Annotated in this window: 18 protein-coding genes; 11 read left to right on the top strand and 7 right to left on the bottom strand. The window is 31.8% G+C overall.

Features of this window, described 5'->3' with window-relative positions; translation table 11 throughout:
• Positions 1 to 9: 9 nt before the first annotated feature.
• Genes WH52_RS14170 through WH52_RS14150 form a run of 5 tightly spaced genes read right to left on the bottom strand, consistent with a single transcriptional unit; the run spans position 10 to position 3,194 of the window.
• Positions 10 to 813, bottom strand: a complete 804-nt coding sequence (locus tag WH52_RS14170; protein ID WP_086031626.1) for a TPM domain-containing protein — start codon at positions 811 to 813, stop codon at positions 10 to 12.
• Positions 814 to 1,251 (bottom strand): TPM domain-containing protein, encoded by a 438-nt coding sequence (locus tag WH52_RS14165; RefSeq protein ID WP_086031625.1) that lies wholly within the window; start codon positions 1,249 to 1,251, stop codon positions 814 to 816.
• Between the two features lie 5 nt (positions 1,252 to 1,256).
• Complete coding sequence (locus WH52_RS14160; protein ID WP_086031624.1) at positions 1,257 to 1,856, bottom strand: LemA family protein; 600 nt, start codon at positions 1,854 to 1,856, stop codon at positions 1,257 to 1,259.
• Between the two features lie 19 nt (positions 1,857 to 1,875).
• A complete protein-coding gene (locus WH52_RS14155; RefSeq protein ID WP_086031623.1) occupies positions 1,876 to 2,205 on the bottom strand; it encodes a MerR family transcriptional regulator in 330 nt (109 codons plus the stop codon).
• 20 nt (positions 2,206 to 2,225) lie between these two features.
• On the bottom strand, positions 2,226 to 3,194 hold the full coding sequence (locus tag WH52_RS14150) for a M23 family metallopeptidase (protein ID WP_086031622.1): 969 nt from the start codon (positions 3,192 to 3,194) through the stop codon (positions 2,226 to 2,228).
• A gap of 153 nt (positions 3,195 to 3,347) precedes the next feature.
• Here WH52_RS14150 and alaS point away from each other — a divergent pair, with 153 nt between their 5' ends.
• From alaS to WH52_RS14110, 8 genes are all read left to right on the top strand, one after another.
• A complete protein-coding gene (gene alaS, locus WH52_RS14145) occupies positions 3,348 to 5,963 on the top strand; it encodes an alanine--tRNA ligase (protein WP_086031621.1) in 2,616 nt (871 codons plus the stop codon).
• A 52-nt stretch (positions 5,964 to 6,015) separates the two neighbouring features.
• Positions 6,016 to 6,966 (top strand): GSCFA domain-containing protein, encoded by a 951-nt coding sequence (locus WH52_RS14140; RefSeq protein ID WP_086031620.1) that lies wholly within the window; start codon positions 6,016 to 6,018, stop codon positions 6,964 to 6,966.
• A 92-nt stretch (positions 6,967 to 7,058) separates the two neighbouring features.
• Positions 7,059 to 8,096, top strand: coding sequence for a hypothetical protein (locus WH52_RS14135; RefSeq protein ID WP_086031619.1), 1,038 nt, complete (start codon positions 7,059 to 7,061; stop codon positions 8,094 to 8,096).
• Positions 8,097 to 8,127: 31 nt separating this feature from the next.
• A complete protein-coding gene (locus WH52_RS14130; RefSeq protein ID WP_143592191.1) occupies positions 8,128 to 8,604 on the top strand; it encodes a DUF6252 family protein in 477 nt (158 codons plus the stop codon).
• A 6-nt stretch (positions 8,605 to 8,610) separates the two neighbouring features.
• Positions 8,611 to 9,057, top strand: coding sequence for a hypothetical protein (locus WH52_RS14125; RefSeq protein WP_086031617.1), 447 nt, complete (start codon positions 8,611 to 8,613; stop codon positions 9,055 to 9,057).
• 61 nt (positions 9,058 to 9,118) lie between these two features.
• The gene (locus WH52_RS14120) at positions 9,119 to 9,319 is read left to right on the top strand and encodes a hypothetical protein (protein WP_086031616.1); all 201 of its coding nucleotides are present in this window, start codon (positions 9,119 to 9,121) and stop codon (positions 9,317 to 9,319) included.
• Positions 9,320 to 9,382: 63 nt separating this feature from the next.
• A complete protein-coding gene (locus WH52_RS14115) occupies positions 9,383 to 11,350 on the top strand; it encodes an ATP-binding protein (RefSeq protein WP_086031615.1) in 1,968 nt (655 codons plus the stop codon).
• A gap of 52 nt (positions 11,351 to 11,402) precedes the next feature.
• Complete coding sequence (locus WH52_RS14110; RefSeq protein ID WP_086031614.1) at positions 11,403 to 12,053, top strand: response regulator transcription factor; 651 nt, start codon at positions 11,403 to 11,405, stop codon at positions 12,051 to 12,053.
• Here WH52_RS14110 and WH52_RS14105 read toward each other — a convergent pair.
• The gene (locus tag WH52_RS14105; RefSeq protein ID WP_086031648.1) at positions 12,046 to 12,324 is read right to left on the bottom strand and encodes a rhodanese-like domain-containing protein; all 279 of its coding nucleotides are present in this window, start codon (positions 12,322 to 12,324) and stop codon (positions 12,046 to 12,048) included. The two genes, WH52_RS14110 and WH52_RS14105, sit on opposite strands and share 8 nt — an antisense overlap.
• Before the next feature lie 37 nt (positions 12,325 to 12,361).
• The gene (locus WH52_RS14100) at positions 12,362 to 14,116 is read right to left on the bottom strand and encodes an aromatic amino acid hydroxylase (RefSeq protein ID WP_086031613.1); all 1,755 of its coding nucleotides are present in this window, start codon (positions 14,114 to 14,116) and stop codon (positions 12,362 to 12,364) included.
• Between the two features lie 121 nt (positions 14,117 to 14,237).
• On the opposite strand from WH52_RS14100, the gene WH52_RS14095 reads away from it, so the two are divergent.
• From WH52_RS14095 to gpmI, 3 genes are all read left to right on the top strand, one after another.
• Positions 14,238 to 15,002 carry a M48 family metalloprotease gene (locus WH52_RS14095; protein WP_086031612.1) on the top strand — a complete coding sequence of 255 codons (765 nt, stop codon included), beginning with the start codon at positions 14,238 to 14,240 and terminating at the stop codon, positions 15,000 to 15,002.
• 2 nt (positions 15,003 to 15,004) lie between these two features.
• Entirely contained in the window at positions 15,005 to 15,394 is a 390-nt protein-coding gene (locus tag WH52_RS14090; protein ID WP_086031611.1) for a hypothetical protein, read from the top strand.
• A gap of 140 nt (positions 15,395 to 15,534) precedes the next feature.
• A complete protein-coding gene (gene gpmI, locus WH52_RS14085) occupies positions 15,535 to 17,052 on the top strand; it encodes a 2,3-bisphosphoglycerate-independent phosphoglycerate mutase (RefSeq protein ID WP_086031610.1) in 1,518 nt (505 codons plus the stop codon).
• The last annotated feature ends 2 nt before the right edge of the window (positions 17,053 to 17,054 follow it).

Below are 17,054 nucleotides of genomic sequence, written 5' to 3'. Positions count from 1 at the left end.
GATCTTAAATTACCAACCACCAGTAGCTCCGCCACCGCCACCGAAACCTCCTCCGAAGCCGCCACCGAAACCTCCACTTCCGAAACCTCCTGAGGAGCCACCAAAACCTCCTCCGAAGCCTCCGCTTCCAAAGCCACCTCGACCAGCATTACTTAAAATAATGGTTTCTAAAATATCTCTAGAATCTGAACGACGATAATTACGTCTTCCTCCATTTCCTCTTCCTCCACGAGAAATAATTAAAAAGAAAATTATGAGTATTATTATGAATATTATAAAACTAGGATCGAAACTTTTATCTTCTTTCCTTGTTCCTTTATACTCTCCTTGTAGTGTTTTAAATACAGCATCTGCTCCACTATTTAAACCTGCATAAAAATTACCTTGCTTAAAATGAGGAATAATATCTCTTTCTATTATTCTTCTGGACATAAAATCGGTTAACAAATGCTCTACACCGTAACCTGTATTTATATTTATCTTTCTATCTTCTTTTGCTAACGTTATTAAAACACCATTATCTTTTCCTTTTTGACCAATTCCCCATTTAGTCAACCATTGAGCTCCTAAATAAGCAATATTTTCTCCTTCTGTAGATTTAATAATTGCTACCACAATTTGGGTTGAAGTTGTGTCTGAATACTTTATAAGCTTGTTCTCTAAATTTGCTTTTTCTGAAGCAGATAATAAACCTATATAATCGTAGACACTGGTTTGAAATTTAGGTTTTTCAGGAATTTTAAACTGTGCAATAGAAACTTGACACGTAAATAATAATCCTAATATGAATATATACTGAAGAAACTTTTTCATTTAACCTTTTGATATTTCATTAGATAATTCGTCCTCATCATCTATTTGCCAAGGAAAATGGACTTTTAATTCTTCACCAGCTTTTAAAACTCCGTTTATAATTCCTTGTTTAAAATTACCTAATACAAATTGTTCTTGCATAGCATTTTTTGTGCTTTCCCAAAAGTTTTCAGGAACCACCTCATCAATACCTTTGTCACCATAAACAACAAACTTTTTATCGTCTACAGCAACATAAATTAATACTGCGTTTTGCTCTTTGGTATTGAACATTTTAAGCATTCGAAATACTTCTAACGCTCGGTTATAATGAGAAATCTTACTAGAATTTTCAATATGAACTCTTATTTCGCCAGAAGTATTTCGCTCAGCTTGCCTAATAGCTAAAACGATTTCCTGTTCTTCTTCAACAGATAGAAAATCTTCTACTTTAGACATGTATCTTATTTAAAGTTAAAATCTACATCAGGTGCTTTTTCTGAACCTGGATCTGCTTTATAACGTGCCATTTCAGAGAAATTGAAAATCCCTGCTAAAATCGAACCTGGGAATTTTTTAATGTGTTTATTGTAAATATTTACACTCTCATTAAAACGGTCTCTAGCAACGTTAATTCTATTTTCAGTTCCTTCTAACTGACTTTGTAATTCTAAGAAGTTTCTATTCGCTTTTAAATCAGGATAACGTTCTACAGAAACTAATAATCTAGATAATGCTCCACTTAAACCAGCTTGTGCTTGTTGAAATTTAGCGATGTTTTCTGGTGTTAAATCTGATGCATTTAAAGTAGTTTGAGTAGCTTTAGCTCTAGCATTAATTACTTCTGTTAACGTACTCTTTTCAAAGTCTGCAGCTCCTTGAACAGTTTTTACTAAGTTACCAATAAGATCATTTCTTCTTTGGTAAGAACTCTCTACTTTAGACCATGCTGTTTTTGCATTTTCTTGATACTCAACCGCTGTATTATTAAATCCAACTGCCCAGTTATATAGTCCAAAACCTATTACTGCAATAACAATTAAAGGTACTAACCATTTTTTCATAATTTTTGATTTTTTGTGTTTATAATTGATTTTTAATGTTTTTCAACTCAGCTTTAACAGCTTCTAATCTACTAATAATTTCATGATTACTCACAACTTTATCAGGATTTCTCTTTAGCTTCTGTCTGGCTCCATCTAAAGTAAAACCTCTCTCTTTTACTAAATTATAAATGATTTTGAAATTATCAACATCTTCTTTAGTAAACAATCGGTTTCCCTTTGCATTTTTTTTGGGTTTAATAATATCAAACTCATTATCCCAAAAACGAATTAGAGAAGTATTAACACCAAAGGCCTTAGCTACTTCTCCAATTTTATAATATCTTTTTTCTGGTAAATCTATATGCATACTTTACCTACTATTGACTATTAATCATACGATTGTCCTTTTTGTTGCGAAGCTTTTTGCATTGCAATAAACTCTTCAGGAGTTAAATCTCCATAATAATAGTAAATCGGATTTACGGGTCTACCATTTTTATGAACTTCGTAGTGTAAATGTGGTGCTGCAGAACGACCTGTATTACCTACATACCCAATCAAATCTCCACGTTTTACCTTTTGACCTTTTCTAGCTACCATTTTACTCATGTGAGCATAAATAGTTGTATAGCCATAACCGTGATCTATATAAATTACTTTACCAAAAGTAGAACTTCTATGTGCTTTGACAACCTTACCATTACCAGAAGCGAAAATCGGAGTTCCTGTTGGTGCAGTAAAATCCATACCGTTATGCATTTTCCATACTTTTAATATCGGATGCATACGCATACCATAACCAGAAGCTGTACGAGTTAAATCTTGATTTTTAACTGGTAAAATTGCTGGTATTGCAGCTAGCATTTTATGCTTCTCTCTTGCTAAATTTACTATTTCGTCTAACGATTTCGATTGTACTACCATTTGTTTAGACAACACATCTATCTTTTTGGTCACATCTTTAATCATTTCAGAATTGTTAAAACCATCTAAATGCTTGTATCTATTTACACCTCCAAAACCTGCTTTACGCTGTTCTTCAGGAATTGGATTCGCCTCAAAATAAGTTCTATAAATATTGTTGTCTCGCTCTTGAAGTGCTGTTAATACTTCCGAACTCTCTTCCATTCTCTTAGAAAGTAATTCGTAATGCAACTTTAAATTTTCGAGCTCCCTTTTTTGTGTTCGCTCTTTTGGAGACATTAAAAATTGACTAAACCCTATAAAACCAAAGAAAGCTATTAACATAGCTCCTAAGATCCATAAAATACTTTTCTTAACTGTTTCGCTTTTTTTAGGTTCTATTTTCCGATAAGATAACGTCTCTGGATCGTAGTAATATTTTACTTTCGCCATAATGCTAAATGTACTATTTTTGTGCTCATTAAACGAAGCATCCTTGCGGATGTACTAGTTTGGTAACTCACAAATTTACAAAATGTTTCAAAATTACTTTGTTAAAGTAATTTTTTAGTTAAAAATTAACAAAAATCAAGATACTAGAGTTGTATGAAATCTCAAGATATTAGAGCTAAGTTTTTAGAATTTTTCAAATCAAAACAACATGATATAGTTCCGTCTGCACCAATGGTGTTAAAGAACGATCCAACATTAATGTTTACCAACTCTGGTATGGCACCATTCAAAGAATTTTTCTTAGGAAATGCCACTCCAAAAAACAATAGAATTTCAGATTCTCAAAAATGTTTACGTGTTTCTGGTAAACACAACGACTTGGAAGAAGTAGGTTACGATACCTATCACCATACCATGTTTGAAATGTTAGGAAACTGGAGTTTTGGTGATTACTTTAAAAAAGAATCTATTGCTTGGGCTTGGGAGTTATTGACTGAAGTATACAAGATTCCTAAAAACATTTTATATATAACCGTTTTTGAAGGTGATGAGAAAGACGGAACAAAAATGGATCAAGAAGCCTATGATATTTGGAAACAATACATTTCTGAAGATCGTATCTTAATGGGTAATAAAAAAGACAACTTCTGGGAAATGGGAGAACAAGGACCTTGTGGACCATGTTCTGAGATTCATGTAGATATTCGTTCTACGGAAGAAAAAGCAAAGGTTGACGGAAAATCGTTAGTAAACGAAGATCATCCACAAGTTGTTGAAATATGGAACTTAGTTTTCATGCAATTCAATCGTAAAGCGAATGGTTCATTAGAAGATTTACCTGCAAAGCACATTGATACTGGAATGGGATTTGAGCGTTTATGTATGGTATTACAAAACGTTCAATCTAATTACGATACAGATGTATTTACACCGTTAATTAGAGAAATTGAAACGATTACGGGTGTTGGGTATGGTAAGGATGAAAAAGTTGATATTGCTATTCGTGTAATCGCAGATCACGTTCGTGCAGTTGCCTTTGCTATTGCAGATGGACAGTTACCAAGTAATAATGGTGCAGGATATGTTATTCGTAGAATCTTACGTAGAGCTATTCGTTACGGATTTACCTTCTTAAATAAAAAAGAACCTTTTATTTATAAGTTAGCGGAAACCTTAGCACATCAAATGGGAGATGCTTTCCCAGAAATTAGAAAACAAGACACTTTAGTTCATAATGTAATTAAGGAGGAAGAAGCTTCTTTCTTACGTACCTTAGAACAAGGATTATTATTATTAGATCGTGTAATTGAAACTACTCAAGGAACTACGGTTTCTGGTAAAAAAGCTTTTGAATTATATGATACCTACGGATTCCCTTTAGATTTAACGCAGTTGATTGCTCGTGAAAAAGGGTATGATGTAAATGAAGAAGAGTTTAATGCTGGAATGAAAGCTCAAAAAGACCGTTCTCGTGCAGCTTCTGCAAGTGAAACTGGTGACTGGGTTGTTTTAGTAGAAGATGAAGTGGAAGAGTTTGTTGGATATGATACCTTAAGTGTTGATGTAAAGCTTACGCGTTATAGAAAAGTAACTACTAAGAAAGACGGAGATCAATACCAATTAGTATTTAATATGACTCCTTTCTACCCTGAAGGTGGTGGGCAAGTTGGTGATAAAGGTTTTATTGAAGCTCCAAACGGTGATGTTATTTACGTGATTGATACAAAGAAAGAAAACAATGTAATCATTCACTTTACAAAGAATTTACCAAAGAACTTAAACGAAACATTTAAGGCGGTAGTAAACGATGAGTTTAGACGTTTGTCTGCTAGTAATCACTCAGCAACGCACTTGTTACACCAAGCGTTACGTACTGTTTTAGGTGATCACGTAGAACAAAAAGGATCTTTAGTAAGTCCTGACTACTTACGTTTTGATTTCTCTCACTTTTCAAAAGTAGACAAAGATCAGTTAAAAGAAATTGAGGAGTTTGTAAATGCTCGTATTCGTGAAAACCTTCCTTTAGAAGAGAAAAGAAATATTCCAATGCAACAAGCTATTGACGAAGGTGCTTTAGCTTTATTTGGCGAAAAATATGGAGACAGCGTTCGTGCAATTCGTTTTGGACAGTCTATGGAATTATGTGGTGGAACTCACGTACAACAAACAGGAGATATTTGGTATTTCAAAATTAAATCTGAAGGTGCTGTAGCTGCTGGTATTCGTCGTATTGAAGCAATTACTAATGTCGCTGTTGGAGAATACTTTGAAGACGTAGAACGTAACTTTAATTCTGTAAAACAATTATTAAAGAATCCAAAAGATATTGCAAAATCTGTAAGCAGTTTACAAGATGAGAATTCAGCTTTAAAGAAACAAATAGAGCAATTATTAAAAGATAAAGCTAAGAATATGAAAGGTGAACTGAAAAATCAGTTACAAGAAGTAAACGGAGTTCAGTTTTTGGCTACTAAAGTAGATTTAGACCAAAATAGTATTAAAAACCTAATGTTTGAATTAGGTGGAGAAGTTAATAATCTATTTATATTAATGGCTACCTCAGCATCACCAGAAAAAGCAATGTTAACTTGTTATATTTCTAAAGATTTAGCAAATGAACGTGGTTACGATGCAGGTAAAGTAGTAAGAGAATTAGGTAAATATATTCACGGTGGTGGAGGTGGACAAAACTTCTTTGCTACTGCAGGAGGTAAAAACCCAGGAGGGTTACCAAAAGTATTAGAAAAAGCTAAAGAATATGTAGTTTAATATAAAAAGCTCAAGGTTTAACTTTGAGCTTTTCTTTTATATATAGTTTTAAATGAAATTTCAAACAGAAATACCAATACAAAAACAATCTAAGAATCTAATAGACTATCAATCTAAAATACTATTATTAGGTTCATGTTTTTCAGAAAACATTGGTAATAAGCTTTCGTATTTTAAATTTCAGTCAAATCAAAATCCGTTTGGAATTTTATTTCATCCTAAAGCTATTGAAAGGTTAATTACCAAAGTTATCAATCAAGAAACCTATACCGAAAAAGACATTTTTTTTCACAATGAACGCTGGCATTGTTTTGATGCACATTCAAGTTTAAGTTCTTCTGATAAAGATGAATTGTTGAATAGCTTAAATTCAGTTATTCAACAGACTTATAAATCGTTAAAAAATGTTTCTCATATCATTATTACGCTTGGTACTTCTTGGATCTATAGAGAAATAGCATCAGACACTATTGTTGCTAACTGTCATAAAATTCCGCAGAAAAATTTTTTAAAAGAACTATTATCTGTGCAAGAAATCACAGAAACTCTTGATGCTATTAACACTTTAATTAGAGCGATCAATCCGAAAGCTTCAATTATTTATACAGTTTCTCCTGTTCGTCATATCAAAGATGGTTTTATTGAAAACAAGCAAAGTAAATCACACATACTCGCTTCTATTCATAGTGTTGTAGAACCTAGAAAAAACATCCATTATTTTCCTTCATATGAAATTATGATGGATGAACTTCGTGATTATCGTTTTTATAACGAAGACATGATTCATCCAAACTCAACTGCTATAAATTATATCTGGGAAAAATTTATACAAACATGGTTTTCCGAAGAAAGTTTTCAAACCATGAAAGAAGTAGATACCATTCAAAAAGGATTAACACACCGTCCTTTTAATCCTAATTCTGAAGCTCATCAAACTTTTTTAAAAAAATTGAACAAGAAAATTGCTAAAACAAGAAGTAACCACCCGAACATAACTTTTTAAGTTACAACACCATAATTAAAAATACGTCAAATGACGTATTGAACAGCTTTCATTGATTTTGGAATTTTGAAACATCATAAAATTCTATCATCATGAAATCAAAAATTATATTTCTAAGTTGTATTCTAACATTTGCTTTTAGCTTTAATGTTATTAATGCCCAAACCGTTAAAAAAGCCAAGTTAAAGTATGGCGGTTATGGACAAAAAAAGTTCAAAGAAGCTGAAAAGAAAATTTTCATTGAACAGTTTTCTATTAACTATCAATACATCTATGCTAAATCTAAAGTTAAAAAAGGAGGAAGACAACTTGGTGGAGAAAGTTACATAGGTGACGCTAAAGCTGCTCTATTTCTTGGCTTAGGTGATATTGAACCTAGTAAACTTCAAGAGTTGACAGATAAAGCGTATGAAGGCTTTATAACACAACTAAAAAACAAAGGTTATGAAATTTTAACTGGAAAAGATTTTAAAGACCATGAATACTATAAAAAATCAGAAACCTATATAGGAGGAACACCATCTCAACAATATAAAGGTTTTATAACCACAAATCCTACTAACATAACTTTTATAGGAAAAAACTACGGAATGTTTAATACCACTCTAAAAACTTCAAAAAGCCTAGGTGGTGTCATTGTAGCAAGAGTTAACATTTTAGTTCCTTTTGCTGAAGATGGAGAATCTCAAGGAAGTAGAGCCTTCGGTAAACTTATTGGTGGTATTGCTAAAGTAGTTGCTAAACCAAACTTACGTCTTGCTAAATCTGCTTCAATTCAATCGAAAAGTAAATTAGGTTTTAATAAAAGCACACTAATCATGAGTTCTTTTGATTTTGGTTTTAAAAAGAACCTAAAATATCAAGCTTGGTTTACTTCAACCTTACCTAAAAAAGGAATTCCTGTTGCTGGAGTATTACCTAATAAAAAATATAAAGCTGTAAAAACTGGTAAAGTAGATATGCAAGGAGATCATATTGGTAATGGCTATAAAGTTTTTAATGTTCCTACACGAGAAGCTAAAGTTATACAAACTATAAAATTCGACAGTACTAAATATTTTAACGGAGTCTTAGAGGGAGTTAATTATTACTTAGGAGAATCTACAAACAAATATTTTTCAAAAATTTAAAAAATCTATACTAATCTAAAAATCTATTATTATGAAAACGTTTTACAAATTATCGTTATTAAGTTTTATGTTCATTTTCTTTATGGCTTGTAGTGATGACGACCCAACAGAAGGAACAAATGGAGGAGCTACATTAACTGCAAAAGTAGATGGAACCGGTTTTACATCTTTAGAAGCTACAGTTGGTGCTGTAGTAAACTCAGGAGTACTTGCTGTACAAGGCTCAGACTCTTCTGGAAAATACATTCGTATTAATATTTCATCTTACAATGGTAAAGGAACTTACAAAGCAGGAGATGCTCTTTCTAATACAAATCTAATGATGTACGGAACCGTTACACCTATAAAAGCTTGGGCTACTACTTTTAATTTTGGTACTGGTACTGTTACTATTACAGAAGATACAAGCACACATATAAAAGGAACTTTTTCTTTTGATGGTTATGAAGCTGGAGACAAAACCACTAAAAAAATTACTGAAGGAACTTTTAATGCACCTAAAAAATAACCAAACATGAAATCAATAAAATTAATCATTTTTGTAGCTTTTACTTCATTATTGTGGAATTGTTCCGACGATGAGACACCTCAACAAAACGCAGCAAATTGTAGTACCGAATGCTCATATACTTTAGCTTCTGGGGAAAATGCAGGAACAGTTCCAAGTTCTTTAGATGGAACTTATGAATTAACCTATCATTCTGCTCAAAACGGCTCACCTTTTAGCAATGGCACTAAAGCTACTTTTACAATTTCTAACAATGTACTTACTGTAAAAGTTGAAGGAAAAGATTGTATAACACTTAAAAATCCTGTTTTATTAGGGACTAATAACTTTAAATTTAAAGACAATTGTAGAGATAATATTGGTTATAATGTTTCGCCAAATAACAATGGAACATTTAATGAAATTAATATCGAGCCTTTAGGACAGGGTTGGCATGGACAATTTTCTAAATAATATTTACATATCATTGCTGGTTTTTGCAACTATTGCGTTATTATATAATATAAGGGGTTATATGCAATTAAAATCAGGGGAAGCGCAAAAGCTGGCAATGATTTATTCTGAATTAGAAAAAGAGAAATCTTTATTATTAAAAACCAAAAACATACCAAATCATACCAAAAAAGTTGACAGACAATTACGTATCGTAAAAACCAACTTACTTTCTATTAAATTTTCACTTCAAGAAATCATCAAACTATTAAAAAACAAATAATTAAAACAACTTTTAGTATCTTTAAGTACCAATCAATACTGACACTAACTTAATTTCAATTACGTGAAATATTTTAAACAACTACTATTACTATTATTTCTTCATTCTTATTTTTCACATTCACAAAGCCTAAATGAGAAAATAATTCAAATAAAAAACAATTTATCTAACCCAAACACAACAGATAGTTTAAAGATCAAACTTTATAGTGATTTATGCTGGTATTATGGTAGTCTAAATAAAGATTCAGCTAGTTACTACGGAAATTTAGCTCTTAGCTTATCTCAAAAAACTAATAATTTGAAAGGTCAAGCTCAAGCTTATAATGATTTAGGTATTTTACAATACAAAACTTCTAATTTTAATAAAGCTGTAAGTTATTATAAAAAATCTTTGGTTATAAGAAATAAGATTAGAGATACTTTAGGTATTGCTAGTCTTTACAATAAACTTGGAATTGCCTACCAACGAATTTTTAAAATGGATTCTGCTTTACAATACAATACAAAAGCATTAGAAATTTATGAATATAAAAACATCATTAAATATTCTGCTATTGTAAGAAATAATATTGCTAACGTTTATAGTGGGTTAAAACTTCACAAAAAAGCTCTTAAAGAACATTTAATCATAGCAGATATCAGAAAAAAAATCAACGATGATTTTGGACTAGTATACTCCTATACAAATATCGGAAACTCATATCTTTTTTTAAAAGATACTATTAAAAGCATTAACTTTTATAACCTTGGAATCTCTATTGCAAAAAAAAATAATTATAAAAAAGAGTTAGGTACTTTGTACAATAATTTGGGCACAATTCACAAAGATTTAGGTCAATATAAAAAAGCTGAAATTCTATTAACTAAAGCCCTTAATATAAGAGAAAACATAAATAGTAAATACGGAATAGCCTCTGTAAAATTAAACTTAGGTGAATTAAAATTAAGACTAGGTAAACTTTCAGAAGCAAGAAAAAAACTTTCAAACGGAGTCAAGCTTTTTAAAGAAATTAACGCTAATGACAAAATACTGAATGGTTACAATTTTTTGCTCCAATATCATGCACACAAAAAACATACTGATAGTGTATTGATATATCAAAAATTAGTAAACACAATGCAAGATTCAATTCTAAACTCTAGAATAACAAAAGAAATTGCCGAAGTTCAAGAAAAATATAATACTGCGAAAAAAGAAAAAGAAATTGCACTTCAAAAAGAAGAAATCTTAGAAAACGAGTTAAAAATTAAGAATAGGAATTTATACGCAACTCTATTAGGCGGAGCATTGTTGATTGTAGGAATTCTATCTATTGGATACTATCATCGCAGCAGTTTTAAACGCAAACAATTAGAAAAAGAAATTGAGTTAAAAGATGCTCTTTCTAAGATTAAAACCCAAAACCGTTTACAAGAACAACGTTTACGTATTTCAAGAGATTTACATGATAATATTGGCTCTCAACTTACATTTATTATTTCTTCAATAGATAATTTAAAGTACATTTCTAAAGACTTAAATGATGTTTTAAAAAGTAAATTAACTAATATTAGCGACTTTACTTCCGATACCATTCACCAACTAAGAGATACCATTTGGGCAATGAACAAAAACGAGATTTCTATCGACGACTTCTCTACACGCCTACTCTCTTTTATTGAAAAAGCTAAAGAAGCAGTACCTTCTATAACCTTTAAATACAAAAACAATATTCCATCGCATATCAATTTCACTTCTATCGAAGGAATGAATTTATTTAGAGTCACTCAAGAAGCAATTAATAATGCCGTAAAATATTCAGAAGGTGATTTAATTGAACTCAACGCTACTCAAAAAGATAACAAGCTACAATTAACCATTCAAGACAATGGAAAAGGTTTCGACATAAATAATGTAACCTTAGGAAGCGGACTCAGCAACATGGAAAAACGCATGAGTAGTATTAATGGTTCAGTTTTTATTACTTCTGAAAATGGTAAAGGAACAACCATTACTTTACAAATTAACAATACGACAAATGACGTATAGTATAGTTCTCTTTATATCTGTAGATTTATAACAACTAACTAAAACCAATAATGTGAAACTAAAAATTTGTATTGCAGAAGACAATTATTTTTTAGCAAAATCTATTCAAGAAAAACTATCTTTTTTTGAAGATATTACAGTGAAATTTATTGCTAAAAATGGAGCTGAACTTATTGGTAAACTAGCTGAAGACCATATTGTAGATGTAATTTTAATGGATATTCAAATGCCAGAAATGGATGGTATAAAAGCTACTGAAATTGTAAAAAACAAATATCCGCAGATTAAAATTATAATGCTAACTGTGGTAGATGATGACGATTGTATTTTTAAATCTATAAAAGCAGGAGCTAGTGGATATTTACTCAAAGAAATCAATCCAGAAAAGTTACACAATAGCATTTTAGAAGTTGTAAATGGCGGCGCTCCTATGACACCAAGTATTGCTCTTAAAACACTACAATTATTACGAAACCCAGAAGCTACTGTTGAAGAAAACAAAAAAGAAGATATTAAATTATCGAAGCGGGAAACTCAAATATTAGTTCAACTTAGTAAAGGGTTAAACTATAATGAGATTGCCGATAATTTGATAATATCTCCTTCTACTGTTCGTAAACATATTGAGAACACGTATAAAAAATTACAAGTTCACAATAAGATGGAAGCCGTATTAAAGGCTAAAAATCAAAAACTTATTTAACGTATTGATCTACGTTTTGCCAAGGACCTCCGTTAATAATATCAATTCCGTATTGTTGTAAAAAGTCAGTAGCTTGTCCACTTCTTCCTCCACTTTTACAAACTGCAATTACTGGCTTGTTCCACGACTTAATTTCTTCAACATTTTCTGGGATTGTATTTAATACAATGTGTGTTGCTCCATCAGTATGACCATCATTCCACTCTGGTAGTGTTCTTACATCTAAAATTACTGCTCCTTTATCTAAATACGATTGTATTTCGTTACTCATATCTTTCTTTCTAAATAAATTAAATAGGTTCATTTTATTACGCTTGTAATTGTGGCAACAAATGTAATCCGTTTTCTATTAATGTCGTGTAACTTTGGTTACTTTTCAAGTTTTCTAAATATGCCTTTAATTCATTTTTTATTTCATATTCTTTTTCAACAGCCAGTTCTAAAAGCTCTAATGGCAATAACCAATCGTTAGAAAATTTAGTTTGTAATTGTTGAAATACAGCAGAGATTTTTTCTTCAGAAGTTGAATTACTCTCACGCATTTCTCTTACCTCAGTATACAACTTGTACAATTCTCTTTCTGAATCAGAATAATTTATTTTGTGTGTTTTTGTTTCAGAAACCTTACCTAAATCTTCAAAAGAGTTAACATCTGCAGGTCCAGAATAAGCTGCTTTAATTTCTACTCCAACAGCCATATCATAAATTCCCCAATCAGGATGGAATAACATCTTATCTCCATGAGTTACCGTACAATTTTTAAACGATACTAATTGAATTCTTCCTCGTAAATCTCTAGTTCCTGTTATTACTTCTCCTGCTACTTTTACTCCTCCTTCAAATTCTAAACTAACTTGTTTTCCTTCATAAATTCCGTAAGCTTCTAAATCTCTCGGACTCATATGCTCAATCGGAATATTAATTCCTTTCAACTTTCCTATCGGGCTTCCAAATCCTTCAGCATGATATTCAATTCCATGGCCAATCAATTCTTTATCTCTGTTTGCTAAAGCAGTTGGCCCTGTAGTTTGAATATAAATCGGTCTGTTTTTTTCATCTTGAATTACATTCGTAAATATTCCCGAAACCTGAATTCCTGTACTTAATTCAATTGTTCCAAGATTCTTAGAATCAATTAATTTTTGAACGCCCTTCAACCCTCCAGTTCTAATTCCCATCGTGTTAGCATATTGCTCTAACACCAAACTTAAATGAGCAAAGTTTGGAGTAACGAACAACTGAGGCTGTGGTTTTGTTATATCAAAGCTTACGTTTGCAGCATCTAACGTATACGGTATTTTTTTTACCTCATCTTTCATACACCACTTACTCTCACCTATTGATGATAATAATCCCGCTCCATAAATCTTAGGATCATCAAGTGTACCAATTAAACCGTATTCAACCGTCCACCAGTGTAAATTTCGTATTTGAGCCATTTCAGAAAGCTCTCCCATATTATTTTGTAACCACTCAACTTTTTCTTGAGCTTCGTTAATCTCCTTTTGAGATGAATTAGGATTCTCCTTTAAAATAGAAAGCAAACGAATAGCTTCATACATTTCGTAGTCTTTAGCCGATGAAATAGCTTTACTTCCTATTTCTCCAAATCGGCGTAAATACTCAGCATATTCAGGGTTGGCTATTATAGGTGCATGGCCTGCTGCTTCGTGAATAATATCTGGTGCTGGTGTATATTCAATATGATCTATCGTTCTCATATCAGAAGCTATTACCAATACATTATAAGCTTGGAATTCCATAAACGCATTCGGCGGAATAAAACCATCTACCGAAACAGCTGCCCAACCAATCTCTTTTAAAATTCGATTCATTCCTTCCATATGCGGAATACTTTCAACCGAAATTCCTGTTTTTTGCAGTCCATCTACATACGATTCATGTGCTACTCTACTTAAATAATCAACATTCATACGCATTACATAACGCCAAACGGCCTGGTTTTGCGCTGTATATTCATCGTAAGGTTGTTTAACTACAAATTTATGTAAGTGTTTGGGTAATTTTTTAGTTACCTCATTTAGTTCAAAATGAGTCTTCATATATCATGTTAGTTGTTTGCTGCGTAAATTTACGTCTTTTGAGGAATACAAAAAATTGATATTTGTTAAATATCATTATTTCGTATCTTTACGAGAATAACAAAAAATCAAAAAATATTACATGAGAAGAGGTGGTTTTAAAACTCGATTACTAATAGGTATAGCTATTGTAGCTTTTGCTTATTTACGTAAATGTAGCCAGCAAGAAGTGAATCCATACACAGGAAAAAAGCAAGCTATTAGCTTATCTCCTCAGCAAGAAATTGCTATTGGATTACAGCAAGCGCCAAGAATGGCACAACAACATGGAGGGTTATTTCCTAACGATAATGCACAAGCTTTAGTAGACAGAGTCGGCGCTAAATTAGTTAACAATACTATTGCAAAACAATCGGGGTACAAATACGAATTTCACTTACTTAGAGACGATAGAGCCATAAATGCTTTTGCATTACCTGGCGGACAAATATTTATCACCTATGCTTTATTTTCTAAACTGAAAAATGAAGATCAATTAGCAGGTGTTTTAGGGCATGAAATTGGTCATGTTTTAGGAAAACATTCTAACGAAAGAATTACCGATGCTAACTTTTGGAAATTACTAACTATGGGAGCTTCTGTAGGTGCCGACTTAGGGCAATTAGCCAATAGTATCGGGCAACAAACTTTATTGAAGAATGGTCGTGGTGACGAATTAGAAAGTGATGAATTAGGAGTAAAACTAATGATTGATGCAGGCTACAACCCAGAAAGTTTAATTGGTGTAATGGAAATTTTAAAAGCTGCCGCAGGACCAAATAGAGTTCCTGAATTTCAGAGCACTCACCCAGATCCTGAAAACAGAATACAAAAAATTAAAGAAGCTATTCGTAAATACAGAAAATAATAATGAAAGAGAAAATATTATTAACACTTAGTTTAATATCATCAATTGTATTATTATCTTTTTCTGCTAATACTTTAGAATTTATAAACGCTAAATTTTCTTTTTCGTTAGTAAATTTTGCAGGTATTTCTAGCAATGAAAATTATATTACATCTGCTATTGTTGGATATATCTTTCTAATAATATTTTCTCTTGTCTTTTGGAAAAAAGCTAACAACAAAACATTAATAGTAATACTTTTTATAACATCTTTATTTGGTTTTTTATTCGAATTAGGTGCTATATCTAAAATATTTTCAAATTCTTTTAGTGGGCAACACTTAAGGTTTGGAATTCTTTTAAGTCTTCTAGGTTTTTACATATTCTCTAGCTCAAGCCTTTCTAAAATTTAAACGACTTATTGTACTACTCTAACACTTTTGGTAATTTTCACAACTATTCTTTTATTGCTTATTTTCTTCTTAATCGGTTTCGTTAATTTTTAAAAATCCCACCGAAATCTTTCTTACTTTTACCATTCAATTCTACAGAAATGAACAAGAAAGTAATTTTAATGATTTTAGATGGTTGGGGAATTACACAAGACCCAAAAGTATCTGCCATATATAATGCAAAAACACCTTTTATAAATTCGTTATACGACAAATTTCCACATGCCGAATTACGTACCGATGGTGAACATGTTGGTTTACCAGAAGGACAAATGGGAAATTCTGAAGTAGGACATATGAATTTAGGTGCTGGTAGAATCGTTTATCAAAACTTAGCTAAAATAAACAACGCTATAAAAGATGGTTCTTTAGCCAAAGAAAATGAATTATTAAATGCTTTTGAATACGCAAAAAACAACAATAAAAACATTCATTTTTTAGGATTGGTTTCTAACGGTGGAATTCATTCTCACATCAATCATTTAAAAGGGCTGCTAGCAGCAGCAAGCAAGCACGAATTAAAGAATGTATTTCTACATGCTTTTACTGACGGAAGAGATTGCGACCCAAAATCTGGGAAATTCTTCATTAATGATATTGAGGAACATATGCAAAAAACCACTGGGAAATTAGCAACAGTTACTGGTCGTTACTACGCAATGGATCGTGATAATCGTTGGGAACGTGTTCAACTAGCTTACGATGCATTGGTTCATGGCAAAGGTAGTTTTTCAACTAACGCTACAGAAAGTATTCAACAAAGTTATGGCGAAAATGTAACCGATGAATTCATTAAACCGATTGTGATGGTTGATGAAAACAACCAACCAAAAGCAGTTATAAAAGAAGACGATGTTGTTATTTTCTTCAATTTTAGAACCGACAGAGGTCGACAATTAACAGAAGCTTTAAGTCAAAAAGACTTTCCTGAATTCAACATGAAAAAAATACCGTTGTACTTTGTTACCATGACTAATTATGATGCTACTTTTAATAACATTCATGTTATTTACGATACTAAAAATATTGAAAACACCTTGGGTGAGGTTTTAGAATCGGCAGGAAAAACACAAATACGAATTGCAGAAACCGAAAAATACCCACACGTAACATTTTTCTTTTCTGGTGGAAGAGAAAAAGAATTCAACGGAGAAAAACGTCTATTATGCCCATCACCTAAAGTAGCTACATATGATTTAAAACCAGAAATGAGTGCCTACGAAATTCGTGATGCTATAGTTCCTGAATTACAAGAAGGTGAGGTAGATTTTGTCTGCTTGAATTTTGCCAACGGAGATATGGTTGGGCATACAGGAGTTTTCGAAGCTGCAGTAAAAGCTTGTGAAGCTGTAGACAACTGTGTAAAAGACGTAATTACAACAGCTTTAGAAAACGATTACACTACCATTTTAATTGCTGATCATGGAAACTGTGAAACTATGATAAATCCTGATGGTAGTCCACATACAGCACACACCACTAATCCAGTTCCTATGATTTTAATTGACAACGAATTAAAATCAATAAAAAGTGGTATCTTGGGTGATATTGCACCTACCGTTTTACGACTAATGGGCGTAGAGCAACCTAAAGAGATGACACAACATTCACTTGTTTAAAT

The organism is Tenacibaculum holothuriorum, from assembly GCF_002120225.1.
GTDB classification, from domain to species: domain Bacteria; phylum Bacteroidota; class Bacteroidia; order Flavobacteriales; family Flavobacteriaceae; genus Polaribacter; species Polaribacter holothuriorum.
This window is presented reverse-complemented; position numbering and strand designations above follow the sequence as displayed.